At 29.9% G+C, this 17,598-nt stretch carries 13 protein-coding genes; 9 read left to right on the top strand and 4 right to left on the bottom strand.

Annotation, left to right across the window (positions count from 1 at the left end; genetic code table 11):
- Window positions 1-139 precede the first annotated feature (139 nt).
- Together NAB20_RS02665 and NAB20_RS02660 are read left to right on the top strand one after the other, a co-directional pair.
- The gene (locus tag NAB20_RS02665; protein WP_123901243.1) at window positions 140-604 is read left to right on the top strand and encodes a hypothetical protein; all 465 of its coding nucleotides are present in this window, start codon (window positions 140-142) and stop codon (window positions 602-604) included.
- A gap of 2 nt (window positions 605-606) precedes the next feature.
- On the top strand, window positions 607-1,773 hold the full coding sequence (locus tag NAB20_RS02660; RefSeq protein ID WP_375605453.1) for an aminotransferase class I/II-fold pyridoxal phosphate-dependent enzyme: 1,167 nt from the start codon (window positions 607-609) through the stop codon (window positions 1,771-1,773).
- On the opposite strand, the gene NAB20_RS02655 is transcribed toward NAB20_RS02660, so the two are convergent.
- The gene (locus tag NAB20_RS02655) at window positions 1,735-4,026 is read right to left on the bottom strand and encodes a helix-turn-helix domain-containing protein (RefSeq protein WP_375605452.1); all 2,292 of its coding nucleotides are present in this window, start codon (window positions 4,024-4,026) and stop codon (window positions 1,735-1,737) included. The two genes, NAB20_RS02660 and NAB20_RS02655, sit on opposite strands and share 39 nt — an antisense overlap.
- 479 nt (window positions 4,027-4,505) lie before the next feature.
- On the opposite strand from NAB20_RS02655, the gene NAB20_RS02650 reads away from it, so the two are divergent.
- A complete protein-coding gene (locus tag NAB20_RS02650) occupies window positions 4,506-4,862 on the top strand; it encodes an arsenate reductase family protein (protein WP_088391217.1) in 357 nt (118 codons plus the stop codon).
- On the top strand, window positions 4,855-5,748 hold the full coding sequence (locus tag NAB20_RS02645) for a DMT family transporter (RefSeq protein WP_088391215.1): 894 nt from the start codon (window positions 4,855-4,857) through the stop codon (window positions 5,746-5,748). The genes NAB20_RS02650 and NAB20_RS02645 overlap by 8 nt, the downstream gene beginning before the upstream one ends.
- A 1,321-nt stretch (window positions 5,749-7,069) precedes the next feature.
- Here the strand turns inward: NAB20_RS02645 and NAB20_RS02640 are convergent.
- The 3 genes from NAB20_RS02640 to NAB20_RS02630 are packed head-to-tail and all read right to left on the bottom strand — an operon-like array spanning window position 7,070 to window position 11,526.
- Window positions 7,070-8,935 (bottom strand): M1 family metallopeptidase, encoded by a 1,866-nt coding sequence (locus NAB20_RS02640; protein WP_088394278.1) that lies wholly within the window; start codon window positions 8,933-8,935, stop codon window positions 7,070-7,072.
- Between the two features lie 60 nt (window positions 8,936-8,995).
- Window positions 8,996-10,606 carry a S8 family peptidase gene (locus tag NAB20_RS02635; protein ID WP_105195592.1) on the bottom strand — a complete coding sequence of 537 codons (1,611 nt, stop codon included), beginning with the start codon at window positions 10,604-10,606 and terminating at the stop codon, window positions 8,996-8,998.
- A 59-nt stretch (window positions 10,607-10,665) separates the two neighbouring features.
- Entirely contained in the window at window positions 10,666-11,526 is an 861-nt protein-coding gene (locus NAB20_RS02630) for an MBL fold metallo-hydrolase (protein WP_105195593.1), read from the bottom strand.
- 816 nt (window positions 11,527-12,342) lie between these two features.
- Between NAB20_RS02630 and NAB20_RS02625 the strand changes: the two genes are divergently transcribed.
- The 5 genes from NAB20_RS02625 (at window position 12,343) to sufD (ending at window position 17,509) form a co-directional block, all read left to right on the top strand.
- Window positions 12,343-12,672: an iron-sulfur cluster assembly accessory protein gene (locus NAB20_RS02625; protein WP_088392893.1), complete on the top strand. Its 330-nt coding sequence runs from the start codon at window positions 12,343-12,345 to the stop codon at window positions 12,670-12,672.
- Window positions 12,673-13,131: 459 nt separating this feature from the next.
- Window positions 13,132-14,580 (top strand): Fe-S cluster assembly protein SufB, encoded by a 1,449-nt coding sequence (gene sufB, locus NAB20_RS02620; protein WP_088392895.1) that lies wholly within the window; start codon window positions 13,132-13,134, stop codon window positions 14,578-14,580.
- On the top strand, window positions 14,580-15,071 hold the full coding sequence (locus NAB20_RS02615; protein ID WP_105195594.1) for a flavodoxin family protein: 492 nt from the start codon (window positions 14,580-14,582) through the stop codon (window positions 15,069-15,071). The genes sufB and NAB20_RS02615 overlap by 1 nt, the downstream gene beginning before the upstream one ends.
- A gap of 12 nt (window positions 15,072-15,083) precedes the next feature.
- A complete protein-coding gene (gene sufC, locus NAB20_RS02610) occupies window positions 15,084-15,833 on the top strand; it encodes a Fe-S cluster assembly ATPase SufC (RefSeq protein WP_235877322.1) in 750 nt (249 codons plus the stop codon).
- 359 nt (window positions 15,834-16,192) lie between these two features.
- Window positions 16,193-17,509 (top strand): Fe-S cluster assembly protein SufD, encoded by a 1,317-nt coding sequence (gene sufD, locus NAB20_RS02605; protein ID WP_105195596.1) that lies wholly within the window; start codon window positions 16,193-16,195, stop codon window positions 17,507-17,509.
- Window positions 17,510-17,598: the final 89 nt, after the last annotated feature.

Below are 17,598 nucleotides of genomic sequence, written 5' to 3'. Positions count from 1 at the left end.
AATGATAATATGATAAAAGAAGGCCAAACAGTAATGTTTGGCTTTTTTTTATTAATTTAGTTTTTCATAATAATTAAAATGAAATAAAAAGTAAGCAAAATTAATTATAATTTTAATCTATTTATATTATAAAAAACGAATGAAAAAGATATACTTTCTTTTACCCTTTTTAATCTTAATGATAAGCACGGCAATTGCTCAAACTAATTGTGTTTTACAATTATCAAATGTCAAAACAGGAAAGAAAATTAATATTTGTACAAAAATAGATCCTGATAAAGTAGAGGCCATTTTAGGTAAAGCGATTACTCTTGATAAAGAAATTCAAGAAAAAAACGAACCACCCGTGTTTAATTTTACCTATGATGGATTAACCATGATTATGCAAGATAATCAGTTTAAAAATGTTACAATTACCAATAAAAAATGGAAGATTAATACTATTACCATTGGTACTTTATTTGAAGAAGTAGAAACTAAATATGAGCAAATTAAAAAAATCTATTTTGCAGACTATAAGTTTAAAATTAAGGATAGTAATGGTTTCCTTTTTATTGATGTTGATCATCTTAAAAATGTTAAGCGTTTAGGAGTGGAGTTTTAATTATGGTTAAATTTCCTGATAAATTGAGTTATAAACTAACTCATCGTGCAGAAATTAATGCTTTTCGAACACTTAATTCCCAATCATCTCTAATTGATTTTTCTTCAAATGATTATTTAGGTTTTTCAAAATCAGAAATTCTTTTTGATAAAACACATGAGCTCCTACTTCAAAAAAATATTAAAATAAATGGCGCAACAGGGTCTCGTTTATTAACAGGAAACCATTTGCTTTACACAGAAGTAGAACATTTTATTGCTAATTTTCATAAGGCTGAATCCGCCTTAATTTTTAATTCAGGTTATGATGCGAATGTAGGTTTTTTTGAAAGTATTCCACAAAGAGGAGATGTGATTTTATATGATGAGTTATCTCATGCTTCTATCCGAGATGGAATCCGGTTAAGTAATGCTAAATCATATAAATTTGGACATAATGATATAGAAGATTTAGAACGATTAATTCAAAAATATAAAATTGGATCAGACATTAAACCAATTGATGTTTATGTCGTTGTAGAATCTGTTTATTCTATGGATGGCGATTCTCCTAATCTAGAAGAACTGACTGTTTTAACCGAAAAGTACAATTGTTTTTTAATAATAGATGAAGCACATGCTTTGGGCGTTTTTGGAAATAATGGGGAAGGATTGATTCAATTGTTAGGTCTACAAGATCATGTTTTTGCTCGTATTATGACTTTTGGAAAAGGCCTAGGATGTCATGGGGCAGCCATTTTAGGAAGCCAAAAGTTGAAAGATTATATGGTTAACTTTACTAGAAGCTTTATTTACACTACAGGCCTTTCACCTCATACTGTAGCCACTATTTATACCGCTTATAAGATCTTGTCAGCTCAATCAGTTGTAAATGAACAATTAAGAGCTAATATTACTTGCTTTAATCAAACAAAACAAATATTAGGAATAAAGCCTTTATTTGTTTATAGTAAATCTGCTATACAATGTGCTATAATACAAGGAAATGAAAGAGTTAAATCGTTAGCAACTCAATTACAGCAAGCAGGTTTTGATGTGAAACCTATATTATCACCTACAGTGCCTGAGGGGCAAGAACGCTTACGATTTTGTTTGCATTCGTATAATACTACTGAAGAAATTATGGAATTGCTAAATCGGTTTATTATTTTTTATACTAGCCATATATAATCTTAATTCATCCCAAGTAAACTGATCTCCAAATTGTTCCTTTAAAAGACCTAAACTTTCATTTTGATATCCTTCAAATGCCATTTCGAGTTCTTTTATTTTTTCTAACGTAAGTAAATCAGATAACTGAATTTGTCCCACTAAAATTAATTTAGAAAAATGATTATATATAGTTTGATTCGTAAGTTTTCGTTCTTTAGCAATTTCAAGAATAGATTTGTTTTGTTTCCATAAATTAAGTGTTACTTCCACAGTATTTTGTTTAGTTTCATTAGATGGTTTTCTTTTATTTTTGTTAGTTTCAGTAAAATCAGGTATATAGTTTTCATCTATAAGCCCCGTTATTTGTTTGAATTTTTCTGATAGTTGAGCTACTTTATTAATTTTATAGTATAATATTTCATCTGACTGCATGCTCTTTCTAGTGAGAGGAACTCCTTCTTGCATGTTTTTAACAAGTAATCGCACTTTTTTTAGTCCTAAAATTGATTTTAAAAGTGCTTCTTCTAAAAGTAATAATTCATCTATAAAGGTTTTTATTTTTTTAAGTTGTTTTACTTCTACTATTTTTAATAATAATTCGCTGTATTGAATGTCATATTGATTGAAAAAATACTGATATCCTGCTCGATTTCGTTCATCTAAAAAAGTAAGATCTATAGTAGGTTGATTTCCTATTTTTTGTAATTGGGAAATAAATTTTTTAGATGTTTCAGTAAGTTCTGTTAAATTTGTTAATGTTTTTTCAGCCCAATATTTATATTTTAATTTTTGGGAATTGGGTAATTCTTCTTTAAATGAAAAAGAAAAATTACGCCATAATTGCGTCATATTCTGACAATCAAAAGCTCTTATTATTTCTGTAACTAAATAATTTTTAGTTTCTAGATCAAGTGTGTTAGATAAAACAGCTGTGTTAGCCCTGTATTGTGCATAATTAATTATAGCTTGATCAGATGGAATTCCTTGTATATTAATTGGTTTTAATAAGGTAAGTCCGTTTAAATCTTCGAGTCTAGAAAGGGCTACATAAGCTTGACCAGGAGCAAATACAGATGCCACATCTAATACCGCTTTTTTAAAAGTCAATCCTTGACTTTTGTGTACTGTTATAGCCCAAGCCAATTTTAGTGGATATTGACTAAAAGTGCCTTCTATTTTTTCTTCAACTTCTTGTGTATTGCTATTTAATTCGTAGCGAATGTTTTCCCATGTATATAAATCAACTTCTATGATTTTATTTTCCTCAGGAAATTCTACCAAAATTTCTTCCTTTGAAAGAGATTTAATAATTCCTATTTTGCCATTGTAATAACGTTTTTCAATGCTTGTGTCGTTTTTAATAAACATGACTTGTGCTCCTATTTTTAGTTCCAAAATAGAATCTAAAGGATACATTTTTTCAGGAAAATCACCAATAATTTCAGGTTTATAAAAAACACTATCAAAAGTTAAAGCTTCTAAAGCTTCTCTATTTATGCTATCGGCTTTTGCATTATGAGTCGTAATAACTATTGAGCCTTTATCTTTTTTAATATCAAAATTTGGTTGAACATGTTTGTTTAAAACGGCAATATCCTCGGGAGTAATGCTATTGTTTCTTAAATTGTTAAGTATGTTAATAAAAAAAGAATCGGATTGTCTGTAAATTTTATCTAATTCTAAGTATAAAGGAGGCTCTTTTTGTAAAACTTTAGAGTAAAAGAAGTACGTCCCTTGGTAATATTTTTGTAAAATAGACCATTCTTCTTGTTTTATGACTGGAGGTAATTGCCATAAATCGCCAATAAAAAGTATTTGAACTCCTCCAAACGCTTGGTTAGATCTGCGTACTTTTTGTAATATAAAATCTATTGCATCTAACACGTCAGGACGCAACATTGAAACTTCATCTACAATCAATAATTCAAGATTACGAAGAACTTGTTTTTTTGTAGCACTCATTTTAAATAATTTTCCCAAACTTGTTTTGTTTTCAAAGCGGATGGATTCACTTTGTAAAGAATTGGAAGCATAGTCAGGAATAAATGCCGAAAAAGAAAGCTGAAATAAAGAATGAATTGTAACACCTCCAGCATTAAGAGCTGCAATTCCTGTAGGGGCTACTACAGCAGTATTTTTATGAGAAGTAGCAATAATTTCTTTAAGAAGAGTGGTTTTTCCAGTGCCTGCCTTTCCCGTTAAAAAAACGTTTTTATGAGTCTGATTGACAAATTGTAGGGCAAAACGAGCTATATTCGATATGTTTTTCACGTGGCATATATTTTTGATTATCAAATTTATAAAATAAATCTTTTCATAAGATTTTAATAACGGAATTTAATCCAGATTCTATATTGAACTTCGTTGAGAAACAAAAAAATCAATAGATTAAACTCCTCACTGAAAATTTCAGAAAAAGAAATAGGGAACTTTTTGGGGTTAAAATGGAGTACATTACATGCTTGAATTTGAAAAGAAATAAAGTCGAATAGATTTTGCTTATTCACTTTGTTCTAATACTAAATTTTGATTTAAATAAAGGGTTTATAATTGTTTGTAAAGGTCTTTTTTATATTTCAACTGTCTTTACTTCGTAGCCTTGTTATATTGCGCAAGAAAGCAAAGATTTATAAGAAAATACCTATCTTTCACTTTAATCCAAAAAGTTTAAACCATTTCACTATGTATTTTTTGATTGTGTAGAACTACTTTAAAATTTACTTCCTTAATTTTGCAAATAAAGATTTTTTATGCGAAAAATATATTATCTCAAAACATGTAGTACATGTCAACGTATACTAAAAACATTACCGGCATTAGATACCTTCATTTTGCAGGATATCAAGACAGAACCAATGACGGTTGAACAAATTGATGAAATGAAAGAGTTGGCAGGTAGTTATGAAGCTTTATTTAGTAAAAGAGCAACCTTGTATAAAGAAAAGGGATTAAAAGATCAAATCTTAATAGAAGCAGATTATAAAAGATATATTTTAGAACATTATACGTTTTTATCACGTCCTATAATGATCGTTGATGGAAAAATATTTGTAGGGAATAGTTCTAAAGTTATAGAAGCAGTCCAAAATTTCTTAAAAAATGAGTAAAAGAACTTGGGCTTTAATAGCCGCTTGGTGTGTGGCTATCATTTATGGAATAACTTTTACTGTTGCAAAAGACGTAATGCCAAAGTATATCAATCCTTTTGGTTTTATATTCTTACGTGTTGGAGGAACTTTATTTCTATTTTGGCTAGTCACTTTGTTTGTTAAAACGGAACGTGTAGAAAAAAGAGATTTTCCAAGAATTATTGCGGCTTCATTTTTTGGAGTGGCATTTAATATGCTAACCTTTTTTAAAGGACTTAGTTATACTTCTCCTATTATGGGAGCTGTTTTAATGGTAACTACACCGATGATTGTTTTAGTACTTTCTGCAATTATTATGAAAGAAAGAATGGAAAAACAAAAAGTGATAGGAATATTATTAGGTTTAGCAGGTACCATGAGCCTAATACTTTATGGGAAATCTTTAAAGAATGCTCCGAATGCTAGTTTCGGTAATTTTTTAGTTTTTGTTAATGCCGTTTCGTATGGTTTTTACCTGATTATTGTTAAAAAACTAATGAATAAATATCATGCTTTGTCTTTTGTAAAATGGATTTATTTCTTCGGTTTTTTAATGGTTATTCCATTTGGATGGGATGAATTTCAAGTAGTAAATTGGGCTACTGTTCCTACATCGGCATTTTTAAAAATAGGTTTTGTAATAGTGTTTTCAACCTTTTTAACTTACCTTTTAAATTTGTTGTCAATGCGAGAACTAAAACCAACGACTGTCGCTACTTTTATTTATTTACAACCGTTTTTCGCTTCAATTTTTGCTATTGGTTTAGGTAAAGATGAATTAAGCTGGATAAAAGTAGGTTCAGCTATTTTAATTTTTATAGGAATATATCTTGTAACACAAAAAACAAGTTTGTTAAAAAAATAAAATATCAGTTTTCTAGTAGATTTTTGGAAAAAAAGACAGAACCGAGTCCTGTCTTTTTTTTGTTTTTATCTTTTTAATAATCAGTTAGATAGAATTATAATGCTTTCAACGATTATTTGTTTCTTTCAACGATTATTTTTGGATAAAAGGGGTGTTCATTGTAGTTTTGATCTACCATTACAGTAAGTAGGTTAAGTTATGGTAGATTTGGGGCAAAAAAGACAGGACTCGGTTCTGTCTTTTTTTATTTTATATCTTTTGATAATCAGTTAGATAGCGTTATAGTGCTTTTAACGATTATTCGTTTCTTTCAACGATTATTTTTGGATAAAAGGGGTGTTCATTGTAGTTTTGATCTACCATTACAGTAAGTAGGTTAAGTTATGGTAGATTTGGGGCAAAAAAGACAGGACTCGGTTCTGTCTTTTTTTATTTTATATCTTTTGATAATCAGTTAGATAGTGTCATAGTGCTTTTAACGATTATTCGTTTCTTTCAACGATTATTTTTGGATAAAAAGGGTGTTCATTGTAGTTTTGATCTACCATTACAGTAAGTAGGTTAAGTTATGGTAGATTTGGGGCAAAAAAGACAGGACTCGGTTCTGTCTTTTTTTATTTTATATCTTTTGATAATCAGTTAGATAACGTCATAGTGCTTTTAACGATTATTCTTTTCTTTCAACGATTATTTTTGGATAAAAAGGACGTTCATTGTAGTTTTGATCTACCATTACAGTAAGTAGGTTAAGTTATGGTAGATTTGGGGCAAAAAAGACAGGACTCGGTTCTGTCTTTTTTTATTTCATTTCTTTGTTCTATAAAAATAACTATTATATTTTCAACGATTATTCATCCTCTTTAACGATTATTTTTGGAAAAAAAGTACTACAAGACTAGCTTTGGGGTACCACTTAGTAAGTTAAGTTTATGGTAAATTTGGGGCAAAAGAGGCAGAATATAATTCTGTCTTTTTTATTTATATTTTGAATAAAAAAGAGCAAGCGGAAACTTTTAGAGCTGAAATCAAGCAGAAAATATAACTTTTAACTCAGATTTTAGGTTAGGTTTTGTTGTGAAAAAAAAAACAATAATAATTCAAGTGTTTACGAAAAATTTTAGAAGAAGATATAGAGAACTATTTTAATGATTAAAATTTGATTACGTGCTTAAATTGGAAGAAAAATAAAGTGAATAGATAGGCTTCAGTAATTAACTTCGATTGAGTTTAATGCGCAATTTGGGTTTAGTAAGAATTCGTTAATCTAGTTATGAAAAGAAAAAGGCTTAAATAATTTTGATTTATTCAAGCCCTTGTAAAATTAGGATTTATAGATTTGATTTTCTTTTTTTATATCAGCTGTTTTTCCTTTTGCATCGATTGTTATTGATTTTATATTTTGTTTTAAAGAAGGGATTTTAAAATCATAAGTTGGATAGGCCCAATCCCAACCTTCTAAAACGTGTCTTTTTAAATCAGAATCATTAGGTTTGGACCAGCGCATAGCTGTTTGGGGTACATAATATAATTCTTGTACTCCGTTTTCATAAGTAACGGTTATTTCAAGAGGCATAGCTATTCTACCTATTCGCTCTAAAGTAACTTTTGTTAGTTCATTTTCTTCAATGACTTGTTTAATCGCATAATCAATAGTATTGGTTGTTTTAGTCCATTCTGTGAGATACCAATCTAAATTAGCTCCTGTTACTTTTTCGGCTGTGTGAATAATATCTGTTGGAGTTGGATGTGTAAATTTAAAGTCTGCATAATAACGTTTTAAAACTTTTAGTAAATTTTCTTTTCCTATAAGATATTCTAATTGAGTTAGAAATAGATTACCTTTACTATAAGCTTGAATGCTATAAGGTCTATTTTCATCATAATGATCAGCGTGCGTTGTTTGCGGTTGTTCTTTTCCCGATTTGACTAATGAAAAATAGGCTTTATAGGAATCTTCATGAGGATTTTCTGCTTTTTTTTCCGTTATTTCATTTAGCCCATAATTTTCCAGCCAAGTTGTAAAACCTTCATCCATCCAGCTGTGTTTGCTTTCATTAGTTGCTAAAATATGTTGAAACCAAGAATGTGCCATTTCATGAGCGGTAACCCCAATTAAGCCTTCTTGAGTTCCTTCTCCTAAAATTAAAGTACACATTGCATATTCCATACCCCCATCACCGCCTTGTATGACAGAATATTGTTTGTAAGGATATGAGCCAACGGTTTTGTTATATATATCCATTAACTGAGAAGTTTTGGATTGTAAATTTTTCCAATTTTGAATAATTTCGGGTTTGTTTTGATATAAGAAATGTAAAGTAACGCCATCAGGTCGAATTAATTTGTCATGAAGATATTCTTTGTCAGCAGCCCAAGTAAAATCATGAACTTGAGGAGCTATAAAATGCCAAGTTAAGGTTTTGCTTTTTTTAGGATATACTACTTTAAACTCTTTGTCTTCGTAGCCTTTTCCTATTTCATTTCCGTTTTGAAGATAACCACTTCCTCCTAAAACATAATCTTTATCAATGGTAATTTTAACATCAAAATTCCCCCAAACGCCATGAAACTCACGGCCGATATAAGGGTCTGCTTGCCACCCATCTATATCATATTCGGCCATTTTAGGGTACCATTGCGACATAGATAGTTCGATTCCTTCTTTGTTGTTTCTACCACTTCTACGAATTTGAATGGGAACCTGTCCGTCAAAATCCATTGTGAAAACAGTAGATGATTTAGGAATTAGAGGTTTTGCTAAATCTACTTCCAAAATAGTACTAACTTGTTTACTTGTAACTGTTATACCGTCTTGTTTCAGATTGTTTACATATAAATATCCTATTTCATTTGGTTGTAGGTTATTAATTTTACTTTCTTTTACTTCTTTACCATCTACTTTTACTTTGTTTACCATGCGCCCATCAGGATCTTTAATTGATTTTAAACGCGCATCCATAGGACTGTTAGGTTGAAAAGCGTTATTGTAAAGATGAATGTATACTCTTTTTAGAGTATCAGGTGAATTATTAGTATAAACTAAAGTTTGTTTTCCTTTATATTGATATTTTTTTATGTCCATATTGACTTCCATTTTGTAATCAACATGTTGTTGCCAATAACCAGGATTAGGATTTTTTTGAGCTAAGGATAATAAGGGGAAAAGGAATAATGCGTATTTTTTCATATCTATTAAATAAAAAGAAGGGATAAAATCCCTTCCAAATATAACATTTAAAACTAATAATTATTTTTTTGCTAATTTTTCAGCCATCTTTAAAGCGTTATAGGCATTTACAATTTTACCTGATTTTGATATTTTGTCTAATGTAGTCGGTTCGCTATTTTCACCTGCTAAGGCAAAAGTATTGGTCAAAGGAATACCAGAGTCCATTATAATTTGTTTTACTTGAGCTGCTTTTAAAGATGGGTAAAAAGCCCTTATTAAAGCCGCTACTCCCGCTACATTAGGAGATGCCATAGAAGTACCTTGTAAATATTCATACTGATTATTAGGGACTGTTGCATATATTTTAACTCCTGGGGCAAAAACATCTACGTTAACTTTTCCATAATTAGAAAAATTAGCCATAACCTTAGATCCATATTCATAATTTAAAGCTCCAACGGTAATAACATTGTCCGCAAATTCAGGATTACTTCCTTCAGTATCATTAGGAAAATTAGGTTTAATATCAATGTTTTCCGCATCGTTTCCTGCTGCGTGTACAAAAAGAACATCTTTGGATGCGGCGTATTTAATGGCATCCTGTACCCATTCTTTATTAGGAGAAAAAGCTTTTCCAAAACTACCATTAATTACTTTGGCTCCATTATCTACTGCATAACGAATAGCTAACGCAATGTCTTTATCATATTCATCTCCGTTAGGGACAGCCCGTAATGCCATAATTTGAACGAATTCTGACGCTACACCATCTCCTCCTTTATTATTATTTCTAGTTTGTGCAATAATACCTGCTACATGTGTTCCGTGTTTACCACTCTCTTTTTTAGGTCCTATAACATTATTATTACCATATTGTGTTTGGGTAATGTCATACGGATTGTCTCCTACAGGTTTACGTCCATTAAATTCAGTATTTAAATTATAATTTAATTGGTCATAAACGTAATCCTTATATTCTCCTATTTCAGTATCAAATTTGGTTTTATCACCTCCCATATTACTCAATACTTGACCAATAATATTTTGGGATTGAAGTAGGGTATGGTCAGTTGTTTTTATTGACTTGACATCTGTAAGTGTATAATTTTTCTTTTTAAAATATTCAGTAATGTTTTTATCCGCATTTATAATGGCATCTATTTGATTTTTTTGAGGCTCTAATTCAGATTTTTTTTGGGTTAAAAGGGCTAAAGCATTTTCATACTGAGCTGAACCATCATTTCCTTTTTTAACAATACGAGTTAATTCTAATTGTTCATTATCGGCATCTCCTAAAAAATTCCATCCGTGTATATCGTCAACATAGCCATTGTTGTCATCGTCTTTTTTATTACCTGGAATTTCTTTGGCATTTTTCCAAATAGCGGGTTTTAAATCTTCATGTTCTATATCAATTCCTGAATCGACAACTCCTACAATGATTTTGTTTGCTTTTTTACCTTTTAATAATTCAGCATAGGCTTTATCCACTCCCATTCCTGGAACGGTATCCTTAACAAGATCTAAATGACTCCAACGTTTTAAATCTGTTTCTTTTATAGGAGTCATTTTTAAAGGCATTTGATCAATTTTTTTAGGATCAATGCTTACAATTCCTTTTGGCGTACTACAACTAGCCATCATCATTCCTATAGCACCTGTAAAAGTTATCGTTTTTAAAATTCTCATAAATATAATTTTAGGCTGTAAATATCTTATTTATATTAATATAAAAAGTTGTTTTAACATTAGATTAATATATCGTCTAACTGAAATTTTTCTTTTAGTCGAATTCCCTTTTCTGTTTTTTCTACGGTTATGATCGGGTTATATGTGTCATGTTCTAACCATAAATAAAAGTTTTTTTCAGCAGCTATGTTTAAAAACTTTTCTTTTTCTGATAATGTTAACAACGGGCGAGTGTCATATCCCATTACATAAGGCAGCGGTATATGTCCCGCAGTAGCTAACAAATCTGCCATAAAAACGATTGTTTTATTTTTATATTGTATATGCGGTATCATTTGTTTTTCAGTATGTCCATCAACATATAAAATTCCAAAGTTTAATTCTTCTGAAAAGCCATAGTCAGAATCAGGTTTGTTTAAAAATTTTAATTGACCACTTTCTTGTATAGGGATAATATTTTCACTCAAAAAAGACGCTTTTTCTCTCGGATTCGGTTTTGTAGCCCATTCCCAATGATTTTTATTAGACCAATATGTTGCTTTTTTAAAAGCAACTTCGTATCCTGTTTTATCCTTATTCCAATTGACAGATCCTCCACAATGATCAAAATGTAAATGGGTCATGAATACATCTGTTATATCCTCACGATGAAAACCATGTTTAGCTAATGATTTGTCCAAAGTATCGTCTCCCCATAAAGAATAATAACCAAAAAACTTTTCAGATTGCTTATTACCCATTCCTGTATCAATTAAAGTTAGTCGGTTTCCTTCTTCAATTAACATACAACGAGCTGCTATATCTATTAAGTTATTAGCATCTGCGGGATTGGTTTTATTCCAAATAGTTTTGGGTACAACTCCAAACATGGCGCCTCCATCTAATTTAAAATTACCTGATTCTATGGGATATATTTTCATACTGTTTAAACTTTAATTGTTATGTTTATACATGAAGTTATTGTTATTGTATGCTTGATTTTGAGAAGGTGTTTATATCTTTAGTTTGTGTCAAATATACTAAACCTATTGGAGTTTTTCTTAAAAATCTATTTACTTACAAATCATTATTGGGAGATATTGTTGTGTAGTATGTTTTTCTGTTAATATCAAATTTTATATTTTGGATTGATTTCTAAAAAAAATCTAATTAATTAACTCAAGTTGCTACTTTAAAAGAGGTAAGGAAGAAAAATAAGGGTTAAGTAATTTTTTTGCGAACCAGAAACAAAACCGATGTTAGTAAAAACAAAATTATATCATTTTTTGTTTAACTCAGATTACGCATTAGACTTCGTTGTGAAACAAAATTTTTCAATAAATTCAAGTGCTCACGGAAAATTTTAGAAGAAGAAATAGTGAACTATTTTGATGATTAAAATTTGAGTACATGCTTGAATTGGAAGAAAAATAAAGTGGAATAGATTTACTTCGTCTATTCGCTACGCTCGGGTCTAATGCGTAATCTGGGTTTAATTGATGATGTTTTAAAAGGCATTGATCATAAGAAAACACTAGAAGAGGCCTTCATGATGGTGAAATTATTTTAACTAGATTTCGTATTAGACTTCGTTCATATTTTTTATAATAGTTAAATTGTCTTGTTAAGTAAAGTGTTTCAATAATGTATCATAATTATTTTTTATTATAAAATTGATTACAAAAATGTTAGATATTATGAAAAAGAATTTTTATGTTGTACCTTTGTCATTAATTTAGACAAAATCAAAATAAGAAATGATAAAAGTTTCAGAATCAGCAAGTAAGAAAATCATGGATATGATGAAAGAAGACGGCTTTGATGCTTCAAAAGATTTCGTAAGAGTAGGGGTAAAAAGCGGAGGTTGTTCGGGCTTGTCTTATGAACTTAAATTTGATAAAGAAACCACTGAAAATGATAAGGTTTTTGAGGATAATAAGATTAAAATAGCTGTTGAAAAAAAATCATATTTGTATTTAATAGGTACCGTGCTCGAATACTCAGGAGGTCTTAATGGTAAAGGTTTTGTTTTTAACAATCCTAATGCGCAAAGGACTTGTGGTTGTGGAGAAAGTTTTTCTTTATAATTAAATCTAAAAATCAAAAAAAATAAATTTAAAAAAGTAAAGTATAATAAAGATATTCATTTTAGAATTGAAATATATACAATATTTAATATTTTAGATTAACGAGGATTAATTATTAGAGAGTCGTTCTATCCGTTTTAAACGATATGGCTGAATGATTTTAAGAAATAAATAAAAAGATATAATTCTATTTACGCATTTCAAAAAGTATAAGCTAGTAATATAAATTATATTTAATTATCTCTAGTTTGAAATTTTTAGTAAAAAAGTTATTCGTGAAAAAGAAGTAAAATACTAGAATTTTCATATAATCAGAGAATAACGTTAAATATTTTAATAGTAAAAAAGAATAAGGTAAATCAAAAAAATAAAAAGTTTAAAAACAAAAAGAGTAAGGCATTATGTCCAAGTTTTCATAGTTTTTTAGATTTTTTAAATTTTTATATTTTTAGATAAATTATGTCAAAATATACCGAAGACGATTTAAAAATAGAATTAGAAAACAAAGAGTACGAATACGGTTTTTATACTGACATCGAATCAGAAACGTTTCCTGCGGGTTTAAACGAAGAAATTGTTCGTGCTATTTCTAAAAAGAAAAATGAGCCAGAATGGATGACGGAATGGCGGTTAGAAGCATTTCGTATTTGGAACGAAATGGCAGAGCCAGAATGGGCAAATGTTCATTACGAAAAACCAGATTTTCAGTCCGTATCATATTATTCAGCACCTAAGAAAAAAGATAAATACAACAGTTTAGACGAAGTAGATCCAGAGTTATTAGAAACATTTAAAAAATTAGGAATATCAATTGATGAACAAAAACAATTGGCAGGCGTTGCGGTTGATATCGTAATGGATTCCGTTTCAGTTGCTACTACATTTAAAAAGACCTTAGCTGAAAAAGGTATTATTTTTTGTTCGATATCAGAAGCTATTCAGGAACACCCTGAATTAGTTCGTAAATATATCGGAACCGTAGTGCCAAAAACAGATAATTTTTATGCAGCTCTAAACTCTGCTGTTTTTTCTGATGGAAGTTTTTGTTATATCCCAAAAGGAGTTCGTTGTCCTATGGAATTATCAACTTATTTCCGTATTAACCAAGGCGGAACAGGTCAATTTGAAAGAACTTTAGTAATTGCAGATGAAAGCAGTTACGTTTCCTATTTAGAAGGTTGTACAGCACCTAGTCGTGATGAAAATCAATTACACGCAGCAGTTGTTGAATTAATTGCACTAGATAATGCTGAAATTAAATATTCAACAGTTCAAAACTGGTATCCAGGTAATAAAGAAGGAAAGGGAGGGGTATATAATTTTGTAACCAAACGTGGTTTATGCGAGAAAAATGCCAAAATTTCCTGGACACAAGTAGAAACTGGTTCTGCTGTAACTTGGAAATACCCATCTTGTATATTAAAAGGAGATAACTCAATAGGCGAATTTTACTCTATTGCAGTAACTAATAATTTTCAGCAAGCAGATACTGGAACCAAAATGATTCATTTGGGCAAAAATACCAAGTCAACGATCATTTCTAAAGGGATATCCGCTGGAAAATCACAAAATAGTTATAGAGGATTAGTACAAATTAGTTCACGTGCTGAGAATGCACGTAACTTCTCTCAATGTGATTCTTTATTGATGGGGAACAATTGTGGAGCACATACTTTTCCTTATATTGAATCCAATAACTCAACAGCAAAAATCGAACACGAGGCAACCACATCAAAAATTGGTGAAGACCAAATTTTTTATTGTAACCAACGCGGTATTCCTACAGAAAAAGCGATTGCGTTAATTGTAAACGGTTTTAGTAAAGAAGTATTGAATAAATTGCCTATGGAATTTGCTGTAGAGGCCCAAAAATTATTAGAAATCTCTTTAGAAGGTTCCGTAGGATAATGAGTAATTCAGTAATTATAGTGGGGTCATCTCGTAAGAATGGTAATACGGCCAGAATTGCAGAAACAATCGCAAAGCAATATAAAATGGATGTGATTGATTTAAGTGATTATCAATTTTCTTATTATGATTATGAAAATAAGAATAAAACCGATGATTTTCTTCCACTAATGAAGCAAATTATAAAAAAATACGATACACTCCTATTTGCAACTCCAATATATTGGTACAATATGAGTGGTATCATGAAAGTTTTTTTTGACCGATTTTCAGATTTAATCCGAATTGAAAAAGATTTAGGCAGACAATTAAGACAAAAAAAAATGGCTGTGATATCGAATTCACATGATTTAGAAAAAGATTTAGATTATAACTTCTATATACCTTTTCAAAAATCAGCAGCATATTTAGGAATACAATATCTCGGAAATAAGCATATTAATGCAGATGATCCAAAAGAATTAAACGACATAGAATTAGCTTTTTTATAAAATAAAAACAAAATGCTTAAGATTAATAACTTACACGCTTCGGTAGAAGACAAAGAAATATTAAAAGGTATAAACCTTGAAATTAAAGCAGGAGAAGTTCACGCAATTATGGGACCTAATGGTGCTGGTAAATCAACACTTTCTTCCATCATTGCAGGAAATGAAAATTACCAAGTTTCGGAAGGTGAAATTATCTTAGATGGTGAAGAAATTTCAGAAATGGCTCCTGAAGAAAGAGCACACAAAGGAGTTTTCTTATCTTTTCAATATCCTGTCGAAATTCCAGGAGTTTCAGTGACCAATTTCATTAAAACAGCTATTAATGAAAAACGTAAAGCAAATGGTGAAGAAGAAATGCCTGCTAACGAAATGTTGAAAAAAATCCGTGAGAAATCAGAATTGTTAGAAATGGATAGAAAATTCCTTTCTCGTGCCTTAAATGAAGGATTTTCTGGCGGTGAAAAAAAACGAAATGAAATATTTCAAATGGCAATGCTAGAACCAAAAATCGCAATCCTTGATGAAACAGATTCTGGTTTAGATATTGACGCATTACGCATTGTAGCAAATGGGGTGAATAAATTAAAAAATGAAAACAACGCGGTTTTAGTAATTACACACTATCAACGCCTGTTAGACTATATTGTTCCAGATTTTGTTCATGTACTAATGGATGGTAAAATTGTAAAATCAGGCACCAAAGAATTAGCCCTTGAATTAGAAGAAAAAGGGTATGATTGGATTAAAAATGAATTAATATAACAGTCAGAAGTCTAAAGTCAAAAGTAAATTAAGATAATTTCAAATAAAAATTGATTTTAACAAATGAATTAGAAGAACATGTTTTTTAAATTCTTCTAATATTGCTGGAAATTTTGAAAGAAATACAGATAAAAAATGATCCTTTTTCTTTACACTGCTAAAGCCTTAGTAATAAAGTAAAATCATGATTATGTTTAACTTTTGATTTAGATTATATTAATGAAGATAACTTTAAAAGACGAGCTTTTAAAGTTTTAGAAACATCGAGGTTAATAAACGGATTTATTAAATATTTAGCAAAATAGGATAGTCGTTACGAACGTCTTTTGACTTTCGACTTTCGGCTTTCGACAGTTAATATGGATTTAAAAGAAAAATTACTTTCCTCTTTTATGGCATTTGAAGAGAAGGTAGATGTAACAACCGAATTACATGATCTTCGTACTTCAGCATTAAAGAATTTTGAAGCGAATGGTTTCCCCTCAAAAAAAGAGGAAGCTTGGAAGTATACATCGTTAAATGCGGTACTAAAAAACGATTTTAGTATTTTTCCTAAAAAAGAAAATGCAGTAGAAATTAAGGATGTAAAAAAATATTTCGTTAACAATGTAGATACTTATAAATTAGTATTTATTGACGGTGTTTTTAGTACCTTCTTATCATCAACTACACATGATGGATTAGATGTTTGTTTAATGTCTTCAGCACTAACAAAACCAAAATATAAAATGGTTATTGATACCTTCTTTAATCAAATTGCGAGCAAAGAAGAAACATTAACAAGCTTAAATACAGCATTTGCTTACGAAGGTGCTTATGTAAATATCCCAAAAAGTAAAGTGGTTGAAAAACCAATAGAAATCATTTACTTTTCAACTGGAGTCGAAAGTGCCTTAATGGTACAACCTCGTAATTTAATAGTAGTAGGCGAAAATGCACATGTACAAATTATAGAACGTCATCAGAGTTTACATGAAAATCCTGTTTTTACTAATTCAGTGACAGAAGTTTTTGCTCAAAAAAGAGCAATTGTTGATTATTATAAGATTCAAAACGATTTACAATCAGCTAACTTGGTAGACAATACTTATATTGCTCAAAAACAAGAAAGTCGAGTTTCCGTACATACATTCTCTTTTGGGGGAAACATTACACGTAATAATTTAAATTTTTATCACCAAGGAGAACGTATTGACTCTACTTTAAAAGGAATTACAATTATTGGAAATAAACAACATGTAGATCATTACACCTTGGTGCAACATGCACAACCCAATTGCGAGAGTCATCAAAATTACAAATGTATTTTAGATGATCAGTCAACAGGTGTTTTTAATGGAAAGATTTATGTTGAAAAAGAAGCCCAAAAAACAGATGCTTTCCAACAAAATAATAATGTTTTGCTAAGCGAAAAAGCCTCGATAAATGCAAAACCACAATTAGAAATATTTGCTGACGATGTAAAATGTTCACACGGATGCACAATTGGTCAGTTAGATGAAAAAGCCTTGTTTTATATGCAACAAAGAGGGATTCCTAAAAAAGAAGCTAAAGCATTATTAATGTATGCTTTTACTAGCGAAGTAACCTCAAGCATTAAAATACCTGAATTAAAAGAAAAAATTGGAAAAATTATTGCCACTAAATTAGGTGTCAATATGGGTTTTGATCTGTAAAAAAAATACAAATACCCTTAAAAACAAATAACTAAAATTACATCAAGTATTTTTCTGAAAATATTAAACCCCGTTTCTAGCAAGAATAA

It is taken from the genome of Flavobacterium davisii (genome assembly GCF_042182265.1).
Classification (GTDB): Bacteria; Bacteroidota; Bacteroidia; order Flavobacteriales; family Flavobacteriaceae; genus Flavobacterium; species Flavobacterium davisii.
The sequence above is the reverse complement of the archived record's forward strand: the minus strand, read 5'-3'. Positions and strand labels throughout refer to the sequence as shown.